The sequence below is a fragment of the Myxococcales bacterium genome, from assembly GCA_016720545.1.
GTDB lineage: Bacteria > Myxococcota_A > Polyangia > Polyangiales > Polyangiaceae > JAAFHV01.
Window position 1 is genome coordinate 122,173 of the sequence record JADKKK010000004.1, and the last position, 20,794, is coordinate 142,966.

The following is a 20,794-nucleotide window of genomic DNA, read 5'->3' on the forward strand; positions in this document are numbered from 1 at the left end:
GGGCCCCTGAGCCCGACCCGAACCTCGGCCGTGGCGACGCTCCTCTGGGGCCCCCCTGGCCACCGCCGCCCCGGCGGCCCCGCGAAGGAACACGTATGGCGACCTACATCACCTCCGACTGCATCAACTGCGGCGCGTGCGAGCCGGAGTGCCCCAACGAGGCCATCAGCGAGGGCGACGAGATCTACGTCATCGACCCCGAGCTCTGCACCGAGTGCGTCGGCTTCTACGACCACGAGGCGTGCCAGGCCGTCTGTCCGGTCGAGTGCTGCCTCCCCGATCCGAAGCACCCCGAGGACGAGGCGGCGCTGATCGAGCGCGCCCTCCGGCTCCACCCCGACGACGCCGAGCTCCAGAAGCGCGCCGAAGCGAACGACTACCTCTCGCGGTTCCGCAAGTAGAGCTCGCGTGGGCCGCGAGGGTTCGGAGCGCTTCCACACGCGCGGCGCGACCCTCGGCGCGTGGGCGTCGCTCGCGTCGCTCGCGTCGCTCGCGTCTACAGGGTGCGGCGGTGGTGCGCCTCTGCTGCATCCTGCACGCACCTTGCCTCGCGGTGAGGTGCGCGTCGCCGGCGGGCTCTCGGGGCACTTCGCGCCGGGCGCGCTCGCGGGGCACCTGCGCGACGCGCGGGGCGCGGCCGCGGCCGATCCCCAACGAGCGCCCGGGGCGCCCGGGTCGAACCCCGAGTATGCGCGAGGCGCCCTCGTCGCCGCGGCCATCGCGCCCGGCATGGCGCCGTACGTGGGGGCGCGCGTGGGGCTCTCGAACGCCTTCGAGGGCGGCCTCACGTACACGGGCCGCGCGGTGCGCGTCGACGTGCGCCGCTCGTTCGACGACAAGGCGCTCTCGCTGTCGGTGGGAGTCGGCGGCACGGCGGCCCTCTACGGGCGCGATCCCGGCACGAACGCCCTGCCCGGGGTCGACCTTTCGGCGCTGAAGGGCTACGGCGCCGACGTGCCCGTGCTCGTGGGGTGGCAGAGCGCTGGCGGCATCTACCGAGTGTGGGGTGGCGCGCGCGGGGGCTTCGAACGCGACAGCCTCGCGCGGCTCTCCACCGAGCCGAAGGACGCGCCGACCACGCCCAGCGCGGCCCCGATCACCCTCGACGCGACCCGCTTTTACGCAGGCGGCGTGCTCGGCGTCGCGACGGGTGTGCGGCACGTGCACGTGGCCGTCGAGCTGCAGGTCGCCTACCAGGGGGCGAGCGGCACCTACAACGGCACCGACGTCTCGATCACCGGCGTGACGATCACGCCCGCGACCGCGCTCCTCTGGAGCTTCTGAGCCGCGCCGCGCGCGACGGCGTTCCCCGCACGGTCACCGCGCCATTCACGCCCGCGCCGGCGCCTCCCTGCGCTAACGTGCGCGCCGGAGGTTCGGCATGTTCGATCTGAAGATCACGGGTGGCGTCGTCGTCGATGGAACCGGGGCGCCGCGGCGCCAAGTCGACGTGGCGGTGAAGGACGGCGTCATCGTCGAGGTCGGCGCGTGCGAGGGGCCCGCGACGCAGACCTTCGACGCCAAGGGCTTGCTCGTCGTGCCGGGCTTCACCGACTTGCACACGCACTACGACGGCCAGGTGTCGTGGGACGCCGACATGGCGCCGTCGAGCCTCCACGGCGTCACCACCGCGGTGATGGGCAACTGCGGCGTGGGCTTCGCCCCCGTGCGCGCGGCCGATCGCGAGCGTCTCATCGCGCTCATGGAAGGTGTGGAAGACATTCCCGGCTCGGCGCTCGCCGAGGGGCTCAAGTGGGACTGGGAGACCTTCGGCGAGTACATGGACGCCATCGATCGGGTGCCGCGCTCGATCGACGTGGTCGCTCAGGTAACCCACGACGCGCTGCGCGTGTACGTGATGGGCGATCGCGCGTTCTCCGGCAGCGAGGCCACGCAGGCCGACGTCGACGCGATGCGCGCGCTCGTGCGCGAGGCGGTGGTCGCCGGGGCCGCGGGCTTCTCTACGGGGCGCACCGACAACCACAGGTCGCGCGACGGGTCGGACACGCCCGCGTCGGAGGCCTCCGCCGAGGAGCTCGTCGGCATCGCGGGCGCCTTCGAGGGCCTCTCCCACGGCGTGCTCCAGGCCGTCTCCGACTTCGACATGGAGCGCGGTCGCGAGCGCTTCGAGGCCGAGTTCGAGGTGCTCGCCCGCATGGCGCGCGCCGCGGGCGGGAAATCGATCTCGATCTCGCTCATGCAGCGCGATCTCGACACCACCCAGTGGCAGCGCATCCTCGAGAAGGTCGAGGGCTGCACCGCCGACGGCGTGCCGATGCGCGTGCAGGTCGGCGCCCGTGGCATCGGCGTGCTCCTTGGGCTCGAGGCCACGTTCCACCCGTTCATCGGCTTCCCCAGCTACAAGGCCATCTCGCAGCTCCCGCTCGCCGAGCGCGTCGCGAAGATGCGAGAGCCCGCCTTCAAGGCGCGCATCCTCACCGAGACCAGCGAGAAGATCGCCGGCGACGGCAGCAACGTGCCCCCCATGGCCGATCGCTTCCTCGCGAACCTCGACTTCATCTCGATGCGCATGTTCCGCCTCGGTGAGCGCCCGAACTACGAGCCCGCGAAGGAAGAGTCGCTCTTCGCCGAGGCGATGCGCTTGGGCAAGCCCGCGCTCGAGGTCATCTACGACGCGATCGTGGCGAACGACGGCCGCGAGCTCCTGTATTTCCCCGTGTACAACTACTCGGAGTTCAACCTCGACGCTGTGGGCGAGATGCTGGCACACCCGCTCGCGCTGCCCGGCCTGTCCGACGGCGGCGCGCACGTCGGCACCGTGTGCGACGCGAGCTTCCCCACGTTCATGCTCACGCACTGGGCGCGTGATCGTCAGCGCGGCAAGCTCACGGTGGAGCGCGTCGTCAAGATGCTCACCCACGACACGAGCCGGTATATCGGCCTCACCGACCGCGGCACGATCGAGGTCGGTCAGCGCGCCGACCTCAACGTGATCGACTTCGACCACCTGACCCTCACGCGGCCCAAGCTCGTGCAGGACCTCCCGGCCGGCGGCAAGCGCCTGCTCCAGGAGTCGCTGGGGTACAAGGCCACGTTCGTCCGCGGCGTGCAGACCGTCGCCGACGGCGTGCTCACGGGCGCCAAGCCCGGCAGGCTCGCGCGCATCGGCGCCTGACCGGCGAGCCGTCGAAGCGGTGCGAAAGAGTGAAGGCCCGCCTCCCACGGAGGTCGGGCCTTGACTCGTCGCGCGGCGCGGGTGCGCCGGACGCGCGACTACATCGAGCCTTCGAAGAGCCCAATCGTGGCGCCCGTGGGGTCTTGGATGACGCTGAAGGCGCCCATGCCGGGCACGGGCACCTTGGCCATCATCACCTTGCCGCCAAGCTCGGTGACCTTCGCGTTCGAGGCCTCGAGGTTCGCGACGACGACGAAGGTCATCCAGTGCGAGGGCACGCCGGGGGGCGGCGCCATGAGCGAGGCGACGTCGTGCTCGCCCGCGGTGAACACCTCGCTCTCGCCGCCACCGGCGAACGGCTTGTTCGTCCACCCGAAGACCTTGTTGTAGAAGGTCTTCGCGCCCGCGACGTCGCTCGTGCCGAGGGTCTCCCAGCAGAACTCGCCCACCTCGGGCCTGCCGGGGCCGTCGCCGGGGGTCTTGCTCTTCCACGCCGTGACGTGCGCGCCCGTGGGGTCTTGAGCGCGCTGAAGCGGCCCACGTCGGGGATGTCGTGCGGTGGAACCATCAGCGTACCGCCGGCCTCGGTGCAGCGCACCGCCGCGGCGTCGACGTCGTCGACCGCGCAGTAGCTCATCCAGAAGGAGGGCGCGCCCTTCATGTTGGGTGGGTGGCCCATGATGCCGCCGAGCTGCTTCTCGCCCAGATGGATGAGCGTGTAGATCATGCCGCCCATGTCCACCGGCTTGAGCGTCCAGCCGAAGAGCGCCTTGTAGAAGGTGCAGGTCGCGTTCACGTCGGTGGTGAGCGCCTCGCGCCAGACGAATCGTCCCGTGCTTGCCGTGCTTGCCATGTGTTCTCCCTCTGCTCCCGCGGTCCGCGGGGGAAGGCGACGGTAGCCAGGGAATGCATGCATGTACATGGTCACGCGGACGTTTGTGAGAGCCCTCCCACGAGCCCCACCTCGGTTCGCGCGCCCGCGCCCGATTTGTGTCGCGATGTCCGCTACTTGCCAGCGATCTCGGTGGCGATCTCTTCGGCCGTCCCGAGCACGGGGCTCGTGCCGTGCGCGAGGAGGACCTTGCTCCCTTCTACCCGCATCGTCGCGCCGCCGCGGCGCCGCGCCGCGTCGCTGAAGTCGAGCACCGAGACCGTGGCCTCGGCGCCCCCCTTCCTGGCGCGCACCGAGTAGCGGCGAAACCCGTTGTCCCGCTGCTCCTCCACGACGGGACTCGAGGGCGCGAACCCGAGCGAGCGCAGTCGCGTCAGCAGAGCGTTCGAGCTTGGGATGGGCGTCGCGAGCAGTCGCGACGCCATCACGTCGCCGTTGGCGCCAGAGACGATGATGGCCTGCTCGGCGCCGACGACGCCGCCCGTGCGCGCGAGATCGAACACGCTGAGGCGGACGCCGTCGGTGTTCCAGCTCGACCAGGTCCCGAACGGCTGCGAGAGGTACGTTCGGAACGCCACGGCGCCGCGGTCTTCGAGGACCGCCGTCACCTTGAGGGCGGGGTACTCGCCGAGCCCAGCCGGGAGCGCCCGGGGCCTCGACTCCGCGCTCGTGTAGCTGATCCAGATCCCGAGGTTCCGCGCGAGCGAGTCGGGGAGGTGGTTCCTCGCGTTGAACGCGCCGCTGGAGCCGCTCGACGCGCCCTGCACGACGTCGCGCTCGGCGACGACCTTGCCAGTGCGCTTGACCGAAATGACCTCTTTGCCCACGACCGAGCCCGCGCTCCCGTAGCCGCGCTCGCCGCCTTCGAAACCAAATGCGCAGACGATGGCCGCCGGGGACCGCGACACCACGAACATGTCAGCGGAGACGTGGTCTTCGGAGGAGTCTTGGTGCTCGCGGATCACGAGCAGGTACTTGAGGTCGCGAACGGCGTCGATTCTGCGCTCGTCCGGCGCGAAGACCTTGGCGCCGCTCCAGCGGCTCTTGCCAGCGTTCTGCGCGCGCAGGTCCAAGGTGCCTTGCAGGGGCGAGGGGTAACCCGCGAGGAGCTTCGCCCCGACGATGTCCGTGTCGTGCGCGCCGCCCGTGACGCTGAACGCGTAGCCGGAGGTGGGCTTGCACCGCGGCAAGGCGCGTAGGCCGCGCTCTGGCACCTTCGAGACGAGCGCGTTCGCGCGCGCGATGTCCGCGTCGATCGCCGCGAGGTCGGCCGCGCGCTCCTTCAGCAGGGTAGGCGCGCGCTTCGCGCACCCCGCGAGCCCGGCCAGCGCCCCGAGGAGCGCGAGCCCCCACCCGGTCTCCCGAGGTCCGTGCGCCCTCCTTGCGTGTCGCCCGAACGTTCCGCGCACGCCTCCTCCGGCCCTGATGCTCTCGCGCAGCGAACTGCGTAGCGAGAGGGAACCTCTCCCAGTAGCGTTAGGGGCCCCACCACCTGGTTTTGGGTCCCGGCCCAAAACAGCCAGGGTGCTTGTTTGCGGAATCACGATCGCCCAGTTAGACCGCCTTGCCCATGATCGAGTAGCCCTTGTCGACGTAGACGGTCGACCCGGTGATGCCCGCGCCGAGCGGGCTCGCCAGGAACGCGGCTGTCGCGCCGACCTCGAGCGCGGTGATCGCCTCGGGCAGCGGCGAGTTGGCCTTGGTGTAGTCGATCATGTCCTTGATGAAGCCGATCGCCGAGGCGGCGCGCGAGGCGAGCGGACCCGCGGAGATGCAGTTGACCCGGTGGCCCCACCTGCGGCCCGCCTCGAACGCGAGCAGGCGGGTGTCGCTCTCGAGGGCGGCCTTGGCCGAGCTCATGCCGCCGCCGTAGCCGGGCACGACCCGCTCGGCCGCGAGGTACGACAACGAGAGGAACGAGCCGCCGGGCTTCATCGTCGGACCGAAGCGCTGCACGAGCGAGACGTTCGAGTACGCGCTCGTGCCGATGGCCGAGAGGTAGCCGGCGCGGCTCGTCTCGAGGAGGGGGCGCTTCACCTCGGGCCCGTTCGCGAGGGAGTGGACCACGATGTCGACCGGGTGCTCACCGAGCTCTTCGCACATGCGCGCGACCACGCCGCCGATGGATACGTCGCCGTGCTCCCGGTACCGCTTGCTCTCGCGGGTCTCGGCGGGAATGGCATCGAGCGTGTCGAAGTCGGCGTCGAGCGCGTAAATTCGCTCGAATTCCAGCTTCGCGCCCGAAGAGAGGACCAGCGACTCGTCGAGCTTTCCGCGGCGCAGGAGGGTCGTGAAGATGCCGTACGCGGGCGGCCAGGTGCCCACGCACACGGAGGCGCCGGCCTCCACGAGGCACTTGGCGATGGCGAACCCGAAGCCCGCGTCGTCGGCCACTCCGGCGACGAACGCGCGCTTGCCCGTGAGATCGATGGGGAGCATGGGCGCGACTCTTGGTTTTCCGTGGGCGCGCCGTCAACGGGAAAGTAACTACGCGGCGCGCCCCGCGAGGCGCCGCCGTTCGGGAGAGCCGAGCGCTAGAGGTCGTCCGTGCGGCTCCGGACGCCTCCGCGGCCGCGGAAGTCGAAGCGCTCCTCGTCGTCGTTGGCGAGGCCGGCGAGCTTGCGGAGGGCGGCGAGCTGCGCGCGGGAGGTCGCGTCGCTCGAGAGTGTGTCGAGCGTGTTCGCGTGCCGCGCGAGCGCGTCCGCCGCGACCGTCTCCGCGACCGGGCTCGTGAAGAGCCCGCCCGAGACGTTCGCCGTGACCGCGCGGCGTCGCTCGCGGAGGAGGGCCGCCACGCCCTCGCGCACGACCGGATCGCGGTGCGCGAGCAGGGGCGTGAGCGCCGGCACGGAGGCGGCGCCGTTCGTCTTCTCGAGCACGTGGAGGAGAGGCGCGTACTGCCCCTCCGAGATTCGCGAGACGTTGAAGGACGTGGCGATGAGATCGGTCGGCGCCGCGACGAAGACCGCGAGGAACACGCCGAAGGCGTCGAGCTGGCGGTGGACGAGCCAGCCTAGCGTGAGCCTCGAGCGCACCATGTGCACGACGAGGCCGAGGCCGACGACCACGAGCGTGGTCCCGAAGATCCCGAGGATGCGGGCGGACGTGAGGCCGCTCACCTCGACATAGAGCTGGATGCGCCGAAGCGTCCCGAGCGCGAGCACGGCGTTCTGCGCGGCCCACACATAGGCGAGCCCGCGCGCGAGCTTGGCCCGCGGGTCGAAGTGGAACGCGCCCCGGAAAATGGCGCCGAGCACGACGGTCGAGAGCAGCAGCGCGAGGGTGAGCCACACGGTGCCGCGGTGAGCGTACTCCGTGTACCCGAGGCCGGCCGGGGGTCGCCCGGCCCAGAGCGACACCGCGTCGAGGGCGTTCACGGCGAGGAAGAGGCCGTTCAACACGAAGAGCGTGTTGCGCGCTGTCGAGAGGCTCTGCGGCGCGCACGCGTCGCCGAGGTCGATGGCCTCGTGGCCGCCGAGCCTCGCGACGAACGCCTGGCGGAAGGCGGGGCGCAGCAGCGCGGCGCCCGCGGTGAGGGACGCGAGCCAGAAGAGCGGCCGGACCGGCGAAGGCAGGGTGACGGAGCGGAGGAGCCTCGCGCCCCAGGCCTCGAGCACCGGGTTGGCGAGCACGAACACGCCACCGAACACGAGGAGTGCGCCGAGCGGCACGAGCACTGTGCCGAGCGCGAAGGAGGGGCGCTCGCTGGCGCCGCGGCCGCGGGCGAGGTTCCGGGCGCCGCGGGCGACCCCCACGAGGGCGTGGAACGAGCCGAGCACCGTCGCGCCCGCAGAGGCGAGCAGATCGGGGAGATACGTGCGCTTTGCACGGAGTGAGATCGCCGTCGCCACGAGGAGGAAGGTCGCCGTGAGGATGCCACCGAACGAGCCCTCCCAGCCCACGCCGAGCGCGACCGCGCCGAGGAGCCCGGCCGTGGTCGCGAAGCGGAGGGAGAGCCTCCGCCGTCGCGCGACCGCCACGAGCAGCCCGCCCGCGACGAGGAAGAAGAGCGTGAGCGAGAGCCCGCCGCCGAGGTGATAGATGAGCACGTCCGCGAGGGCGACGAAGAGCCCCAGGGCGACGAGCTCGGTCGGGCGCGCCGGGGTCGCCCGTCGCGCCACGGCAGGCCTCGGGGGGACCGCGCCCCGGTAGGGACCGAAGCCGGGGGGCGGCGCGCCATGCCATCCGGCCGATGGACCGTAGGGAGCAGGCGCCGCTTGGCCGGGCGTGAGCCGCGTGGGCCCGGCGATGGCGGCGGCCGATGGCGCGGCGTCGCCCGAAGGGAGGACGGACGAGGGAGGGAGGGGGAGCTGCATCCCCGTTAGACGCTCGGTGGACCCGCTCCCTGCGACCGCTCACGCAGGGCAAGGGACCGCTCACGAGCGGAACGCGACGCGGGTAGTCCGCGCGGGACGACCCCGCTGGTGTACAAGCTGGGCGCATGGGCGAGAACGGTTCGAACGGGCGCTGCCGCATCGTGCTGACGGGGGGGCCGGGCGGCGGAAAGACCACCGCGGCGGATCTCTTCCGTCGCGAGATTGGCGAGCGGGTGGTGGTGGTGCCGGAGGCCGCCACGCTGCTCTTCTCCGGCGGCTTCCCGCGCGTGAGCGGCGAGCTGGCTGGCGGGGCGGCGCAGCGCGCGATCTACCACGTGCAGCGCAACCTAGAGGACGTGCAGTCGATGCGCTTCCCCGACCGCATCTTGCTCTGCGACCGCGGGACCGCCGACGGCGCCGCGTACTGGCCTACGGCCAGCCCCACCTTCTTCGAGGCGATGGGCACCACCGAGCAGGCGGAGCTGGCGCGCTACGACGCGGTGATCTTCCTCGAGAGCGCGGCGGTAGGGGGGAGCTCGATCGAGGGAGGCAACCCCGAGCGCATCGAGACCAACGACGAGGCTGTGGCGCTCGATCGCAAGCTCTACGCACTCTGGAGCAAACACGAGCGCTTCGTCGTCGTGCCCCACAACCCGTCGTTCTTCAAGAAGATCACCCACGGCCTCGCGGCGATCGAGGCGCTGGTGGCCGAGCTCCACGCCGAGCTCGTCGAGGCTGGTTCCGTCGCGCGCTCACCCTGAGAATCGCGACGCAGGCCACGCCTCGACGTCGCTCACCCACGCGACGATGTTCGTCGTGGGGAGGTGCTCGGCCTCGAGCCGCTGGAGCAGCCGGGTGGCGCGGTCGGCGCCCATCACCGCGCGGATCTCGATGTTGCCCCCGTGCCACGGGTCGGGACGCACCCCGTGCTTGCCCTTGCCACGCACCTCGAGGAGCGACACGCCGACGCCCATACGACGGATTTCCGCCACGATCTCCTCTTCGGCCGACTCGGGCACGACGAGGGTCACGAGCTTCTGCGGGACCATGGCGGGCAGGTTCATGCCTTCCTCCCTTCGGTTGGGCGGCATAGGCACGCCGCTCGCCGGCGGCTCGCTTGCATGTTCATGCCCCGTTCGTAAGGCGCCGCTGGACCGAGCGCAAGCGCAAGCAGCCCGTTGATAACTCCCGTCGCCCGCGCGCCGCCGCATCGGCACGGGCTTCGTTGCGATCCTCCGGTGCCTGCTCACCGGCACGAGCAGGCTCCGCGAGCTCCTCGGATCGCGCCTTGCCCGATGCCGCGCGGACGGCGCGCGGGCTCGGTCGGTCTCAACAGGCTGCTAGCGGGCTCAACGGAGGCCGAGGCGGCGACGCAGCTTCCTGGCCGACTGGCGAGAAATGTCGACACGGAGCCCCGTGCGCAGATGCGCGACGTATCCGCCGGTCGCGAGCGACTCGAGCCTCTCCACGTGATCGAGGTTCAAGAGGGCGCGCCGGTGGACCCGCTCGAACGACGACGCAGGGAGCCGCTCCTCGAGCTCTTGAAGCGAATGATCGGTGAGCAGCTTCTTGTCGCGTGTGTGCACGGTCACGAGGCTCCCGTCGAACAGCGCGTGGCTGATGTCGTCGGGCGCCAGCAGCGTCACCCCGCCTTTCGTCGGGATCGCGAGCCTTCGCCACGTCGCCTCGGGCGCGGGCTCGGCCTTGGGCGGCCCGTCGAGGAAGCTCCGCGCGCGCGCGAGCGCCTTCTCGATGCGGGCCTCGTCGGCCGGCTTCACCACGTAGTCGACGGCACCCACGTCGAAAGCGGCGACCGCGTGCTCGGGGAAGGCCGTGAGGAACACTACGTAGGGGCGCTCCTCGGGCATGCGCGCCGTGGTCTCGAGACCCGAGAGGCCGGGCATCTGGATGTCCAGGATCGCCACGTCGACGTCCTCCACGCCGAGCGTCTTCAGCACCTCCTCGCCGCTCGAGCACTCGAGGACCACCTCGACCCCGGGCAGCTCGGACACGATCCTCGCGACGCGCTTGCGCGCCATGAGCTCGTCGTCGCACACGAGCACCCGGAGGGGCGCGCTCGCGCCGCTCACGACGCGCGCCTGCGGCGTGGAGGGAGCGAACGATCGACGGCAGGCGACGGGGCTCGAGAGCTCATGTGCGGCTGGACCTTTCGGGAGAGAGCGGGAGCTTCAGGGTGGCCACGGTGCGATCGCCGTCGGCGCGGATCGAGAACGCGCCACGCTCGGGGTAGGCGAGGGCCAGTCGCTTGTGGACGATGCCGAGGCCGGTGGAGCCCTCGCGCGGGCCTGCGAAACGGCCGGGATTTTCGACGCGGAGCTCGATCTCGTCGTGCTCGTCGCCCAGCACGCGAACGACGAGGCGCACCTCGCCGCGGTGCCCCCTCGACGGGCCGTGCTTCATCGCGTTCTCGGCGAGCGGCAGCAGCAGCATCGGAGGCACGGAGACCGCGGGGAGATCCGCGGGCACCTCGCGAACGTACGTGAACATCTCCGGGTCCCGCACGAGGTACATAGAGAAGAGGGCGTCGCAGAGCTCGAGCTCCTTCGCGATCGGCCACTCGTCCTCTTCGATGCCCGACATCACGGTGCGCAGCATGCCGGAGAGCTGGAGGATGGCGCGCTCGGCGACGCGGCCGTCGGCCCTGCACCACTCGGCGATCGCGTTCAGCGTGTTGAAGAGGAAGTGGGGATCGAGGTGGCTCTTCAGCGCGATGAGCTCGGCGTGGTCGCGGGCCCGCTCGAGCTCCTCGGCGCGCGCTCGCTCCCGGCGGAGGTTCTCCTCGAAGTCGATGTCGCGCGCGAGGCCCCAGCCGCCCACCCAGAAGAGCGCGACCTCGACGAGGAGGCTCGGGCGCGTCGTGAGGAACGTGGTGCCCATCCCCACGAGGTCGGAGAGCCCTCTCCCGATGCCTACGATGAGCGCCACGCCGACGCCGCCGTAGATGAGCGCGGAGCGCGCGGGGTTCGCGCTCTCGCGGCCCATCGGGAAGAGGTGGCGCCACAGGGTGGGAGCCACGACGAGGAACGTGCCGCACATCAGCGCACCGAGCAGCAGCGCGCCGGTCGCGCGGCTGTACACGTGCTGGATGAAGAGCAGCGGGACCATCACCACCACGATGGGCACCGCGCGCCTCGGTGCGAGGATGGCCGCCATGGTGCTCTGCAGCACGTTGGTCTCGGGCGGCAGGCGCAGCGCCGCGCGTCGCCTGCGTGGCGACGCGCTCGGTGCGTTGGCTGCGTTGGCTGCGTTGGCTGGGTAAGCCGCGTCGTCCACGTGCTTCAGCGTAGGGCGCGAGGCGGCGGCGTGGGCAGAAAACGGGGCGAGCGGTCGGCGACCGCCGGCGAGGGGCCCGCGCGGGCGCGCGGGAGCTCATCAACGGGCTGCTAAGGGCCGCGGCGCCCGTGCTCCTGGAAGAACGCCCACATCGTGGCGGTCGCGTCGACGTCGCGGTTCACGCGGCCCACCACGCGGGCCGGGAGGTACTGTTTGCCGCCAGGCCACGTGTGCCCCCCGCCCTCGAGCGTGTAGAGCTGCACGGACGTGTCTTCGGCGCACGCGGCGGCCTCCACGCGCGCCGTGGAGCCGTCGCCGGGATCCACGTCGGGCACGGCAGGGAGCGCCCGAGGTTCGCCGCAACGGCTCTGAGTGTAGAATACATGCATGGCGTCGCGCGCGGAGGCCGTGAGACCACGCTCGAACGGGCCGAGGTGGACCACACCGCCTTCGTACGGCACCAGCGGATCGGCGGTCCCGAGGAAGGCGATGACCGCGACCGGCCGCGCGAGCCGGCAAGTCGCCGCGAGCTCGGGGCCGAGCGACCCTGCGACGAGCCCAATTCCGGCGACGCGCGCCGAGCGCTCGCACGCGTAGCGCGAGGCCATGAAGGCGCCGTTCGAGATGCCCGTCACGTACACGCGGCGCAGATCGACGTCGGGATCGCGTCCAAGGGCGTCGAGGACGGCGTCGAGGAAGCCCACGTCGTCGACGTTCTCCTTCGCCGCGGTGGAGGGCACGCCCGCGCGGCCGTCGTTCCAGCCCCGGTCGACGCCGTCGGGGTAAGCCACCACGAAGCCCTCGCGATCCGCGAGCGCGGAGAACCCGGTTTGCGCGGAGACTCCCTCGGCGCGGCCGCCCCCGCCATGGAGCGAGAGCACCAGCGGCCGCCGCGCGGGCGACGGGCTCCTCGCGGGCGGGCGATGCACTCGAAAGTGACGCGCCCGCCCCCCCCAGGTGAGCGCGCGGGTCTCGTCGGCGCCCGGGCTCGCGGACGCGACCTCGCGCCGCGGAGCCTCGCCGCGCCCCCGACCGCACGCGAGGAGGGCGAAGGCGAGCGCGCCGGCGCAGAGCGCGGGCACGCGGACCTGTGGCTCGTTCATGGCGACACCCTGCCTTCGGCTCGGGCTCGCGATAGACCTCCGTTCGCCCCTTCGGGGCTCACTTCCACGGGAGCAGGAGTGCGCGCATGGGCAGACCTTACCACGGCGCGCGGAGTGCCGCCCGGCGGCCCTTTTTGGGCTATGCTCCCGCCCCGTGGCCGACCTTGACGCTCTCCGCACCCGTGTCGCGAACCAGGCTCACTCGGTCGCAAAGACGATCAACGAGGGGTTCGACGAGTTCCAGATCGGGGCCGGCGCCTGGCAGGTCGATCTGAACACCCCCGAGGGCCCGTCTACGGGCGGCGGCAAGCAGGCGCTCCAGCACCTGCGGCTCGTGCCCCAGCGACCCGGCTACCCGGCGCTCGTGGTCGGCGTGGTGAACGGCGTGCTCTCGACGGCCGAGCTCCGCACCTACGAGCACGTCGCCTTGCAGCACGAGGTGCGGTTCAAGAAGCCCCTCGAGATAACTCCTGAAGAGTACGACGATTTCCTGAAGAAGGCCGACGTCGTCCTGAACCTCGCGCGCATCCAGCGCACGCGCGTCGACGCCCCGCCGGAGCTCGTGGCCGAGGCCCGGGCGGCGCACGCGGCGGCCAGGAACGCGCTCGGCGTGCGCGCCCTCGTCGGGCTTGTGGTGGTCCTGCTCCTCGCGATGCTCGGGTATCGGCTCTTCGGCTGAGGTAGCTCAGCTGAACTGGCCCCAGTCGCGGGGGTGGCTCCATGCGTTCGGCTTGAAGTCCCAGCGAATGATCGCCGCCGGGTCGAAGGTGGTCTCGAGCTGCGCGATGGAGCGCAGATCGCCTGGGAGGATGGTGACGTTGAACGGGGGGCGCTTCGCGCCGACGTCCCATAGCTGATAGCGCGGTCGCGCGTCGTGCGCGCCCCGCAGCGGCCCGAAGTCGAGCGGGGCGCAGGTGACGACGCGCTCGCCGCCCGCCTTCGCGTGGAAGAAGGTGACGGTGACGTGGTGCTTGGTCTCGAGCGCCGCGAGGAAGGTGGCGTGGTCGGCGTGCATGGTGGGCGCTCACTTACCACCGAGCCCGGTCGGCTGCGCGAGGACTCGCGTGGCGGCCTCCTCAGCGATCGTCCCGCCCTCGCGGACCCCGCTGCTCTACGATCTCGACGATGCCCCCCTTGGCTGCCGGCGGGCTCGCGGCTGGGAACGCGCGCGGCGAGTGCTTCGGCCTGGAGGGAGCCGGCGGCACGATGATCTCCTTCTGGGGCATGGGCGTCGACGCGTCGGCGAACGCCCGGAGCTCCTGCGCGACGGCGTTGATCGCGATCCGCACCTCGCGCACCTCCCTCAGCACCTCTGTCGCGCTCGCGGGGCGATTGTCGGGCTCGACGTCGAGGCACCGCATGATGACGTCCGAGAGGCGCCGCGGCACGTTGGGCACGCGGTCGCGGACGGACGGGTAACCCATCGCCAGGTTCGCGGGGCGCTGCGGCAGCCCGGGCAGGACGCCGGTGAGCAGCTCGTAGAACGTCGCGCCCAGCGCAAACAGGTCGGACCTAAAGTCGGTGCGCCCAGTGAGCTGCTCCGGCGGCATGTAGGCGGGCGTGCCAGCGATCATCGTCTGCTGGCCCGTCATCTTCGCGCCGACGATCTTGGCGAGGCCGAAGTCCATGACCTTGATGCCGGTCTTGGTGCGCATCAGGTTGGACGGCTTCAGATCGCGGTGGATGATGTTCTTCCCGTGTGCGTACTCCACGGCCTCGAGCACCCGCTCGAACACGTCGAGCGCCTTCAACGGCGGCAGCGGCCCCTCGGCGGCGAGCGCCTCGTCGAGCGTGGTGCCCTCGACGAGCTCCATCGCGATGAACTCGCGGCCGTCGAGCGTGCCGATGTCGTAGATGGTGACGATGCCCGGGTGGCTGTGCGCCGCGGCCGCGCGCGCCTCGCGCTGGAACATACGGAACAGAGGGGACCCTGGGTCGAGATCCGGCGGGAGGAACTTGAGCGCGACCAGGCGATCGAGCCGACGATCGCGCGCCTTGTGCACGACGCCCATGCCGCCGCGCCCAAGCTCGGAGAGCAGCTCGAAGCGCTCCTCGGGGCCCGTTGGTGGCGGTTCGGCGGCAGCGGCCGGTCCGGCGACGCCGGCGCCAGGTGCGAGTGGCGAGGGTCCGGCCAGGGCGGTGGCCCCGACGATCTCCTCGGGGCTGAGCTTCCGCGTGGCGGCGTCGAGCTCCGTCTTCAGGGAGAGGGCGAGGGCGCCATCCCCGCGGGCCCGCGCACGCTCGGCGCGCCTGGCCAGCACCCGCTCGCTCCCCCCCGCCGCGAGCGTGAGGCGCTCGACCGAAGCCGCGTCGTCGAGCTCGGCGTGGAGCGCGGCCGCCATGTCGAACTGTTTGAGCGCGTTCTCGTAGACCCCGGCCGCCCGCGCGAGCTCGCCCGCCTCGTCGAAGGCCTTCGCGGCCTTCTCGTGCTGCCCGAGCTTCTGGGCGACCTCGCCCGCGCGCCGCCAGAGCTCCTTTCGCCTGCCGCCCTCGGGAGGCACCGCGAGCGCGGCGTTCTCCAGCATCGTGAGCGAGTACCCAAACGCCTCCAGCTTGTCGACCGCCGCGAAGGCGTCGGCGGCCTTCTCGTACTCCTCGGCGTCCTGCAAGAGCCTCGCGGCTCGGAGGTGCTCGCCCGCTTCGCGGAAGCACTCGGCGGCCAGGAGCTTGTCGGCACGCGCGGCGGAGCGCTCCAGCTGTTCGGCCGCCCGCATCGGCTCGCCGAGCTTGCGGAACAGCGCGGCCGCTTGGGCGTGCTCCCCGGCTCTCTCGAAAGCGTCGGCCGCGGCCTTCTCCTCGCCGAGCTTCAGCAGGGCCCTGCCGGCGCGCGCGTGCTCGCCGCCGCGCTCGTAGATGCGCGAGGCCTCGCGCAGCAGGCCGCGGCGCACTTGAAGGTCGCCCGCGGCGCGGTGGTCGCCCGCTGCCAGTGCCTCCCGGAGCTGCTCCTCGAGAGCGCGCTCGTCGCGCGTGGAAAGCCACCGGTAGCCCCACCGCGCGATCAACCCGACGAGCACGAAGAACAGGACCTTCGGGCCGTGGAGTGTAAGGGCGTCGATTAGGGAGTCCATCGCGTCAGCTTGGTTGGCGGTGGCCCCGCCCGCGTTCATTGGAGCGGTCGGTGCCCACTTCGGCAAACAAATTCGGTGCACGAGCGCGAGTCTTCGCCTCGCATTTTTGCTTCGCGTCGACCCGAAAAGCGGTAACCCGAGCGCATGGAATCAAGCCAGAGTGCCGCGCAGGAGGGCTCCAGCCTCGAAGTCGACATCGAGGGCCGCGCGGCCTTCTATTTAGGCCGCACCGAGGAGGGGGCACCCTATCTCTACCCGCACAAGCACCTCCTCACGCACAGCGTCGTGATCGGCATGACGGGCAGCGGGAAGACCGGCCTGTCGGTCGCGCTGCTCGAGGAGGCCGCGCTCGACGGCGTCCCGGCCATCGTGATCGATCCCAAAGGAGACATTGGCAATCTGCTGCTGACGTTCCCCGCGCTCGATGCGGCGTCGTTCGCGCCGTTCGTCCCCGAGGGCGAGGAGCCGGAGGCGGTCGCTTCGCGTTGGCGCGCGGGCCTCGCGGCGGGGCACCAAGACGGCGCGCGCGTCGCGCGGCTGAAGGAGGCCGCCGACTTCGCCATCTACACACCGGGGAGCCGCATGGGCATCCCGGTGTCGATCGTCGGCTCGCTCGCCGCGCCTTCGGCCGATCTCGCGGAGGATGGCGAGCTCTTCCGTGAGCGCGTGGCGACGGTCGCGACCAGCTTGCTCGGCTTGGTCGGCGTCGACGCCGATCCGGTCAAGTCGCGCGAGCACATCCTGCTCTCGACGCTGCTCGCCCAGGCGTGGCAGCGCGGCCAAGACCTGGATCTCTCCTCCCTCGTGCTGCGCATTCGGGAGCCGGGGCTGAAGCAGGTGGGCGTGCTCGACCTCGAGAGCTTCTACCCGGAGCGTGACCGGTTCACGCTCGCCGTGGCGTTCAATAACCTGCTCGCCGCGCCGGGCTTCGAGGCGTGGCTCGAGGGGGCTCCCCTCGACGTCGGCGCCTTCCTCCGCACGAGGGAGGGCAAGCCGCGCGTCGCGATCTTCTCGATCGCGCACCTCGGGGACGCCGAGCGCATGTTCTTCGTCTCGGTGCTGCTCGCGCAGGTCGTGGCGTGGATGCGCGCGCAGTCGGGGACGAGCAGCCTCCGCGCGCTCCTCTTCATGGACGAGATCGTGGGGTATTTCCCGCCGGTGAAGACCCCGCCGTCCAAGGCGCCGCTCCTCCTGCTCTTGAAGCAGGCGCGGGCCTTCGGTCTCGGCGTGGTGCTCGCGACGCAGAACCCGGTCGACATCGACTACAAGGGGCTCGCGAACTGTGGCACCTGGTTTCTCGGGCGCCTCCAGACCGAGCGCGACAAGGCGCGCGTACTCGAGGGCCTCGAGGGCAGCGCGCAGCTCGCCCCGGCGCGCCCCTTCGACAAGGTCGCCGTCGAGCGTACGCTCGCCGGGCTGCCCCCGCGCACGTTCGTCGTGCACGACGTGCGCGAGGACGGGCCGTTCCTCATGGAGAGCCGCTTCTGCCTCTCCTACTTGAAGGGACCGCTCCGGCGCGACGAGGTGCGCGCGCTCATGGCGACGCACCCCGCTCGGGTCGAGGCGCTCGCGCCGCCGGAGGCCGCCGCGCCGGGCGTCCCCGAGGGCGCGCCGACCGGGGTGGCCTCGGCGTCGGCGGCGACCACGCGCGACAAACCGGCGGTCTCCGACGAGGTGACCGAGGTGTTTCTCCCCGCGCAGGGCGGCGCGAGCGGCGCGGTCACTTACGCACCTGCCCTGGTCGCCCGCGTGTGCGTCCGCTTCGTCGACCCGAAGACCAAGCTCGACTACGCTCGCGAGGCCACGTTCGCGACCGCGCTCGAGGTAGACGGCCTCGGGCCCGACTGGACCCGCGCGCGTTGGTCGCCCCTGCGCGCGCAGGACCTCACCCGCGAACCCGTGCAAGATGCACGATTCTGCCCGCTCCCGAAGGAGGCGACGAAGCCCAAGAGCTACGCCGGCTGGCAGCGCGCCCTCGTGTCGTGGCTCGCCGAGTCACAGGGGGTCGCTCGCCCGTTTGCGCCGAAGTGGAAGCTGTACGGCGAACCGGGCGAGTCGGAGGGGGCCTTCCGCGGCAGGCTCGAGCTCCGCGCGCGCGAGGAGCGCGAGGCCGCGCTCGAGGCGCTGAACGCGAAGTACAGCGCCAAGTTCGAGGCGCTCCGCGAGAAGCTGCAGCGCGCGCACGCGGCGGTCGTCCGCGACGAGGCGGAGGCCCGCGTGCAAGGCGTGGGCTCGGCGTTCTCGGTGGGCGCGCAGGTCATGTCGCTCTTCGGCGCGCGCTCGCCGGGGCGGCGCATCCTCGGGGGTGCCGCGCAGGTCACCCGGCAGGCGGGAAAGCTCTCGCGCGCGCGCGATGCGCTCGAGCAGAAGCGCCAGGCGCTGGCCGAGCTCCAGGGCAAGGGGCAGGCGCTCGACGCGGAGTACCGCGCCGAGGCGGCGCGCGTGGCGGCCGCGACCTCGGCGGTCGAGGTCGAGTCCGTCCTCGTGCGCCCAAAGAAGACCCACATCGAGGTGCGCCTGTTCGCGCTCGGGTGGTGCCCGTTCGAGTGAGCCGCTGAGCGGGCGCGCAGGCGCGGCGCCATGTCGGGGAAGGGCCATTGCATGCGGAATGCACGCAATATCAGCGAGGCGATGGCCGCGGCCGGCGTAGGGCGCGAGGCGTCGCCGGCCGCGGGCAGGGTCGCTCGAACGCGTCGGTCAGCCCCTCGTCGGGGTGCGCCTTGCGTCGCTTCGCGATCGCCTTGCCGATCTCCGCGCGAGCCGCGTCGTCACCGTCGGCGCAGAGGCCCTCGCGGAGGTCCGAGAGGGTCGTGTCGGGGCCTCGCTCGGCGCGCCGCTCGGCGGCGCGATCGAGGTAGGCGTCGAGCTTCGTGAGGAACACGCGGGCGCGTGGCGCACCCCTCGCGCCCGACGCGAACGCGGGCACGGTGGCGACCGCCGACTGGACGGCGGACTCTCCGTACGCCATGAACCGCCCGAAGTCTCCCAGCTCGAGCGGGGCCCCGAAGAGCTCGCCGAAGCGCGCGAACACCGGGGTGGACACCCGCAGCGTGAGGGCGCGCGCCACGAGGTACGCGACGTCGCCGCGCGCCGCCGGGAGGTCCCGCGCGAGGACGCGGGCGTCGGACACGAGCCCATCGTCGCCTTCGCCGTCCAACGCCGAGGCCAGAGCGTCGATGGCGACCGGGAACAGTCGCGTACCGAAGAGGGCCTTCGCGGTGTGGAGCGGCGCTGAGAGCCGCCCTCCGCCTCGCGCGACCCGTGAGAACAAGAGCCGCGTGAAGGCGACGTCGTCCGCACGCAGGGCGTCCCGAGCGAGCGCGTCGAGGGCGACGGGCTCCGCCCGCGCGAGGCGATAGAGCTCGCCACCGCAGTACGAGCTCTGCGACACGGTGACGCGGTCGCCGTAGCGCACGCGCGCCTCGGGGCACACCACGAAGTGGAGCGCGGGGGGTGGGTCGACGCGACGGGTCCGCCAATCGGCGAGCAGCGTGAGCGCGACCTGGAGCCTGTCGAAGGAGGGGAGCACGTACTGCGCCGAGGGGGCGCGCGCGTCGGCTCGCGGGACGCGCGCGAAGCCCGCCCGCACCGCCGCGAGGGCCTCCCCCTCGTCGAGGTCGTGCAGCCCGGCGACGAGGAACGCGGAGTACGCGCGCTCGGCGCGCCGCAGGGGCGAGGTGGCCGATGCGCCGTCGAGAACCTCGGGCCGACGGTGCGCGAGGTCGCGAAACAGGTCGCCGCCCGCAGAGACCAGCGCGTGGCGGGCGTCGCGCGTGAGCGCGTCGTCGCCGTCGGCGCGTGCGACCTCATGGAGCCCGAGCAGTCGAAAGACGCGGTCCGCGCCGGCCGTGCCGTCGGGATCGTCGGGGCCTCCCCCGGGCGGAACGCGGAGCAGAGTGTCGAGGTAGGCCGGGCGCTCCGCACGAGGGACCTCGGCCGGCTCGCGCTTCGCGTAGCGTGCGCGGGCGAGCGCCTCCGCGCGTTCGCGGAGGAGGTGCGTGTAGTCTACACTTTGAAGCAGCGCCTGATCCGGGCGGCTGGAGCGTGCCTCGACCGCCTCGCCGTCGTCGGAGATCTTGGCGCGGTTGCGTCGCGCCTGCGGGTCGAGCCGGAACGTGATGCGGCGCAGGCGTCCCGCCGCGGCGGCGTACGTCGCGGGTGACGTGCGGCCGACCTCGTCGAGCGCGCGCGCCAGCGAGTCCATCGCGTCGGCGAGGCAGCCCTCTCGGCCCTCGCGGTCGCCGGGGAGGAGCGCGAGGTCGACCTGGATCTCGACTGGCCCGCCCGCGCGGGACAGCGTGACGGCCTCGAGCGTCTCGAGGGCGCGGCGCGCGCGCACGGCCTCCGGGTCGAACGGCACCCGCGCACCCCGCGCGTCGATGAACAGGATCGTGACGCGCGCGCCCACGCGCGGAGTCCTCGGCGTGCCGCAACTCGCCAGCGCGAGCGTCACCGCCGCGACGAGGGCGCGTGCCCCACGCGAGGCCTCATGCGCGCGGGTGGTGTGAGGGAGAGGGACTCCGCGTGGACGTGACCTCGGCATGGTGCGGCCCCACTTCAACCTCGCCAGGCCCACGGCTGTCCAGGCGGAAGCGCCGAGCCGCGCGGGAGTGGTTGGCGTCCGATCCGGTGGTTGCCCGCGCCGGTGAAGCATTTCGAGGGTGGCCCGTCCAAGCGACGCGCCCCCGCGGCCGGTCCACGGGGCCCGGGCTGGGCGGGGGGGTGGACGCGGGACCTTGATTGAGACTACCCTGCGCGCCGGTACATCACAGTTTCACTCAGAGGTGTCTGATGGCTTCATTCGGCTTTAAATCGAGGCTCTTGTCCGTGGCGCTGGTCGTTGCGGCCACGGGCTGCGGCGGTGTGACCGCGTTCCAGGGCAACGTGGGTGTTGCGGCGACCCCGCCCCGCCGCCGCCGCCGCCGCCTCCTCCGCCTCCTCCGCCTCCTCCCCCGCCGCTCGCTGAGAAGGCGCACCGCGTCGAG

General features: G+C 72.0%; 17 protein-coding genes. 6 read left to right on the plus strand and 11 right to left on the minus strand.

What is annotated here, in order from left to right:
* Nucleotides 1–95 precede the first annotated feature (95 nt).
* The 3 genes from IPQ09_10275 (at nt 96) to IPQ09_10285 (ending at nt 3,136) form a co-directional block, all read left to right on the plus strand.
* Entirely contained in the window at nt 96–401 is a 306-nt protein-coding gene (locus IPQ09_10275) for a YfhL family 4Fe-4S dicluster ferredoxin (protein ID MBL0194587.1), read from the plus strand.
* Between the two features lie 7 nt (nt 402–408).
* On the plus strand, nt 409–1,284 hold the full coding sequence (locus IPQ09_10280; GenBank protein MBL0194588.1) for a hypothetical protein: 876 nt from the start codon (nt 409–411) through the stop codon (nt 1,282–1,284).
* A 97-nt stretch (nt 1,285–1,381) separates the two neighbouring features.
* Nucleotides 1,382–3,136, plus strand: a complete 1,755-nt coding sequence (locus IPQ09_10285; GenBank protein ID MBL0194589.1) for an amidohydrolase family protein — start codon at nt 1,382–1,384, stop codon at nt 3,134–3,136.
* Nucleotides 3,137–3,234: 98 nt separating this feature from the next.
* Here the strand turns inward: IPQ09_10285 and IPQ09_10290 are convergent, their stop codons facing one another.
* The 4 genes from IPQ09_10290 to IPQ09_10305 form a co-directional block, all read right to left on the minus strand.
* Nucleotides 3,235–3,585, minus strand: a complete 351-nt coding sequence (locus tag IPQ09_10290) for a VOC family protein (protein MBL0194590.1) — start codon at nt 3,583–3,585, stop codon at nt 3,235–3,237.
* A gap of 556 nt (nt 3,586–4,141) precedes the next feature.
* On the minus strand, nt 4,142–5,437 hold the full coding sequence (locus tag IPQ09_10295) for a hypothetical protein (GenBank protein ID MBL0194591.1): 1,296 nt from the start codon (nt 5,435–5,437) through the stop codon (nt 4,142–4,144).
* A gap of 145 nt (nt 5,438–5,582) precedes the next feature.
* Complete coding sequence (locus IPQ09_10300) at nt 5,583–6,467, minus strand: enoyl-[acyl-carrier-protein] reductase (protein ID MBL0194592.1); 885 nt, start codon at nt 6,465–6,467, stop codon at nt 5,583–5,585.
* 95 nt (nt 6,468–6,562) lie between these two features.
* Entirely contained in the window at nt 6,563–8,344 is a 1,782-nt protein-coding gene (locus tag IPQ09_10305; GenBank protein ID MBL0194593.1) for a DUF4173 domain-containing protein, read from the minus strand.
* 125 nt (nt 8,345–8,469) lie between these two features.
* Here IPQ09_10305 and IPQ09_10310 point away from each other — a divergent pair, with 125 nt between their 5' ends.
* Nucleotides 8,470–9,105 (plus strand): AAA family ATPase, encoded by a 636-nt coding sequence (locus IPQ09_10310; GenBank protein MBL0194594.1) that lies wholly within the window; start codon nt 8,470–8,472, stop codon nt 9,103–9,105.
* On the opposite strand, the gene IPQ09_10315 is transcribed toward IPQ09_10310, so the two are convergent.
* From IPQ09_10315 to IPQ09_10330, 4 genes are all read right to left on the minus strand, one after another.
* The gene (locus IPQ09_10315; protein ID MBL0194595.1) at nt 9,097–9,408 is read right to left on the minus strand and encodes a hypothetical protein; all 312 of its coding nucleotides are present in this window, start codon (nt 9,406–9,408) and stop codon (nt 9,097–9,099) included. The genes IPQ09_10310 and IPQ09_10315 overlap by 9 nt on opposite strands.
* Nucleotides 9,409–9,693: 285 nt before the next feature.
* Nucleotides 9,694–10,383, minus strand: a complete 690-nt coding sequence (locus tag IPQ09_10320) for a response regulator transcription factor (GenBank protein MBL0194596.1) — start codon at nt 10,381–10,383, stop codon at nt 9,694–9,696.
* Nucleotides 10,384–10,495: 112 nt separating this feature from the next.
* On the minus strand, nt 10,496–11,638 hold the full coding sequence (locus IPQ09_10325; protein ID MBL0194597.1) for a histidine kinase: 1,143 nt from the start codon (nt 11,636–11,638) through the stop codon (nt 10,496–10,498).
* A gap of 110 nt (nt 11,639–11,748) precedes the next feature.
* Nucleotides 11,749–12,741 (minus strand): esterase, encoded by a 993-nt coding sequence (locus tag IPQ09_10330; protein MBL0194598.1) that lies wholly within the window; start codon nt 12,739–12,741, stop codon nt 11,749–11,751.
* A gap of 154 nt (nt 12,742–12,895) precedes the next feature.
* On the opposite strand from IPQ09_10330, the gene IPQ09_10335 reads away from it, so the two are divergent.
* Nucleotides 12,896–13,420 (plus strand): hypothetical protein, encoded by a 525-nt coding sequence (locus IPQ09_10335; protein MBL0194599.1) that lies wholly within the window; start codon nt 12,896–12,898, stop codon nt 13,418–13,420.
* A 6-nt stretch (nt 13,421–13,426) separates the two neighbouring features.
* Here IPQ09_10335 and IPQ09_10340 read toward each other — a convergent pair whose 3' ends face one another.
* Together IPQ09_10340 and IPQ09_10345 are read right to left on the minus strand one after the other, a co-directional pair.
* Nucleotides 13,427–13,756 (minus strand): hypothetical protein, encoded by a 330-nt coding sequence (locus IPQ09_10340; GenBank protein ID MBL0194600.1) that lies wholly within the window; start codon nt 13,754–13,756, stop codon nt 13,427–13,429.
* 61 nt (nt 13,757–13,817) lie between these two features.
* Nucleotides 13,818–15,809 carry a protein kinase gene (locus tag IPQ09_10345; GenBank protein MBL0194601.1) on the minus strand — a complete coding sequence of 664 codons (1,992 nt, stop codon included), beginning with the start codon at nt 15,807–15,809 and terminating at the stop codon, nt 13,818–13,820.
* A 144-nt stretch (nt 15,810–15,953) separates the two neighbouring features.
* Between IPQ09_10345 and IPQ09_10350 the strand changes: the two genes are divergently transcribed.
* Nucleotides 15,954–18,359, plus strand: a complete 2,406-nt coding sequence (locus tag IPQ09_10350) for an ATP-binding protein (protein ID MBL0194602.1) — start codon at nt 15,954–15,956, stop codon at nt 18,357–18,359.
* Nucleotides 18,360–18,429: 70 nt separating this feature from the next.
* On the opposite strand, the gene IPQ09_10355 is transcribed toward IPQ09_10350, so the two are convergent.
* On the minus strand, nt 18,430–20,217 hold the full coding sequence (locus IPQ09_10355) for a hypothetical protein (GenBank protein ID MBL0194603.1): 1,788 nt from the start codon (nt 20,215–20,217) through the stop codon (nt 18,430–18,432).
* Nucleotides 20,218–20,794 lie beyond the last annotated feature (577 nt).

Bases quoted from the DNA above. Each gene is read 5' to 3' on its own strand.
- IPQ09_10275 (MBL0194587.1), top strand. From the start codon at position 96: ATGGCGACCTACATCACCTCCGACTGCATCAACTGCGGCGCGTGCGAG.
- IPQ09_10285 (MBL0194589.1), top strand. From the start codon at position 1,382: ATGTTCGATCTGAAGATCACGGGTGGCGTCGTCGTCGATGGAACCGGG.
- IPQ09_10300 (MBL0194592.1), bottom strand. From the start codon at position 6,467: ATGCTCCCCATCGATCTCACGGGCAAGCGCGCGTTCGTCGCCGGAGTG.
- IPQ09_10305 (MBL0194593.1), bottom strand. From the start codon at position 8,344: ATGCAGCTCCCCCTCCCTCCCTCGTCCGTCCTCCCTTCGGGCGACGCC.
- IPQ09_10310 (MBL0194594.1), top strand. From the start codon at position 8,470: ATGGGCGAGAACGGTTCGAACGGGCGCTGCCGCATCGTGCTGACGGGG.
- IPQ09_10315 (MBL0194595.1), bottom strand. From the start codon at position 9,408: ATGAACCTGCCCGCCATGGTCCCGCAGAAGCTCGTGACCCTCGTCGTG.
- IPQ09_10320 (MBL0194596.1), bottom strand. From the start codon at position 10,383: ATGGCGCGCAAGCGCGTCGCGAGGATCGTGTCCGAGCTGCCCGGGGTC.
- IPQ09_10330 (MBL0194598.1), bottom strand. From the start codon at position 12,741: ATGAACGAGCCACAGGTCCGCGTGCCCGCGCTCTGCGCCGGCGCGCTC.
- IPQ09_10340 (MBL0194600.1), bottom strand. From the start codon at position 13,756: ATGCACGCCGACCACGCCACCTTCCTCGCGGCGCTCGAGACCAAGCAC.
- IPQ09_10345 (MBL0194601.1), bottom strand. From the start codon at position 15,809: ATGGACTCCCTAATCGACGCCCTTACACTCCACGGCCCGAAGGTCCTG.
- IPQ09_10350 (MBL0194602.1), top strand. From the start codon at position 15,954: ATGGAATCAAGCCAGAGTGCCGCGCAGGAGGGCTCCAGCCTCGAAGTC.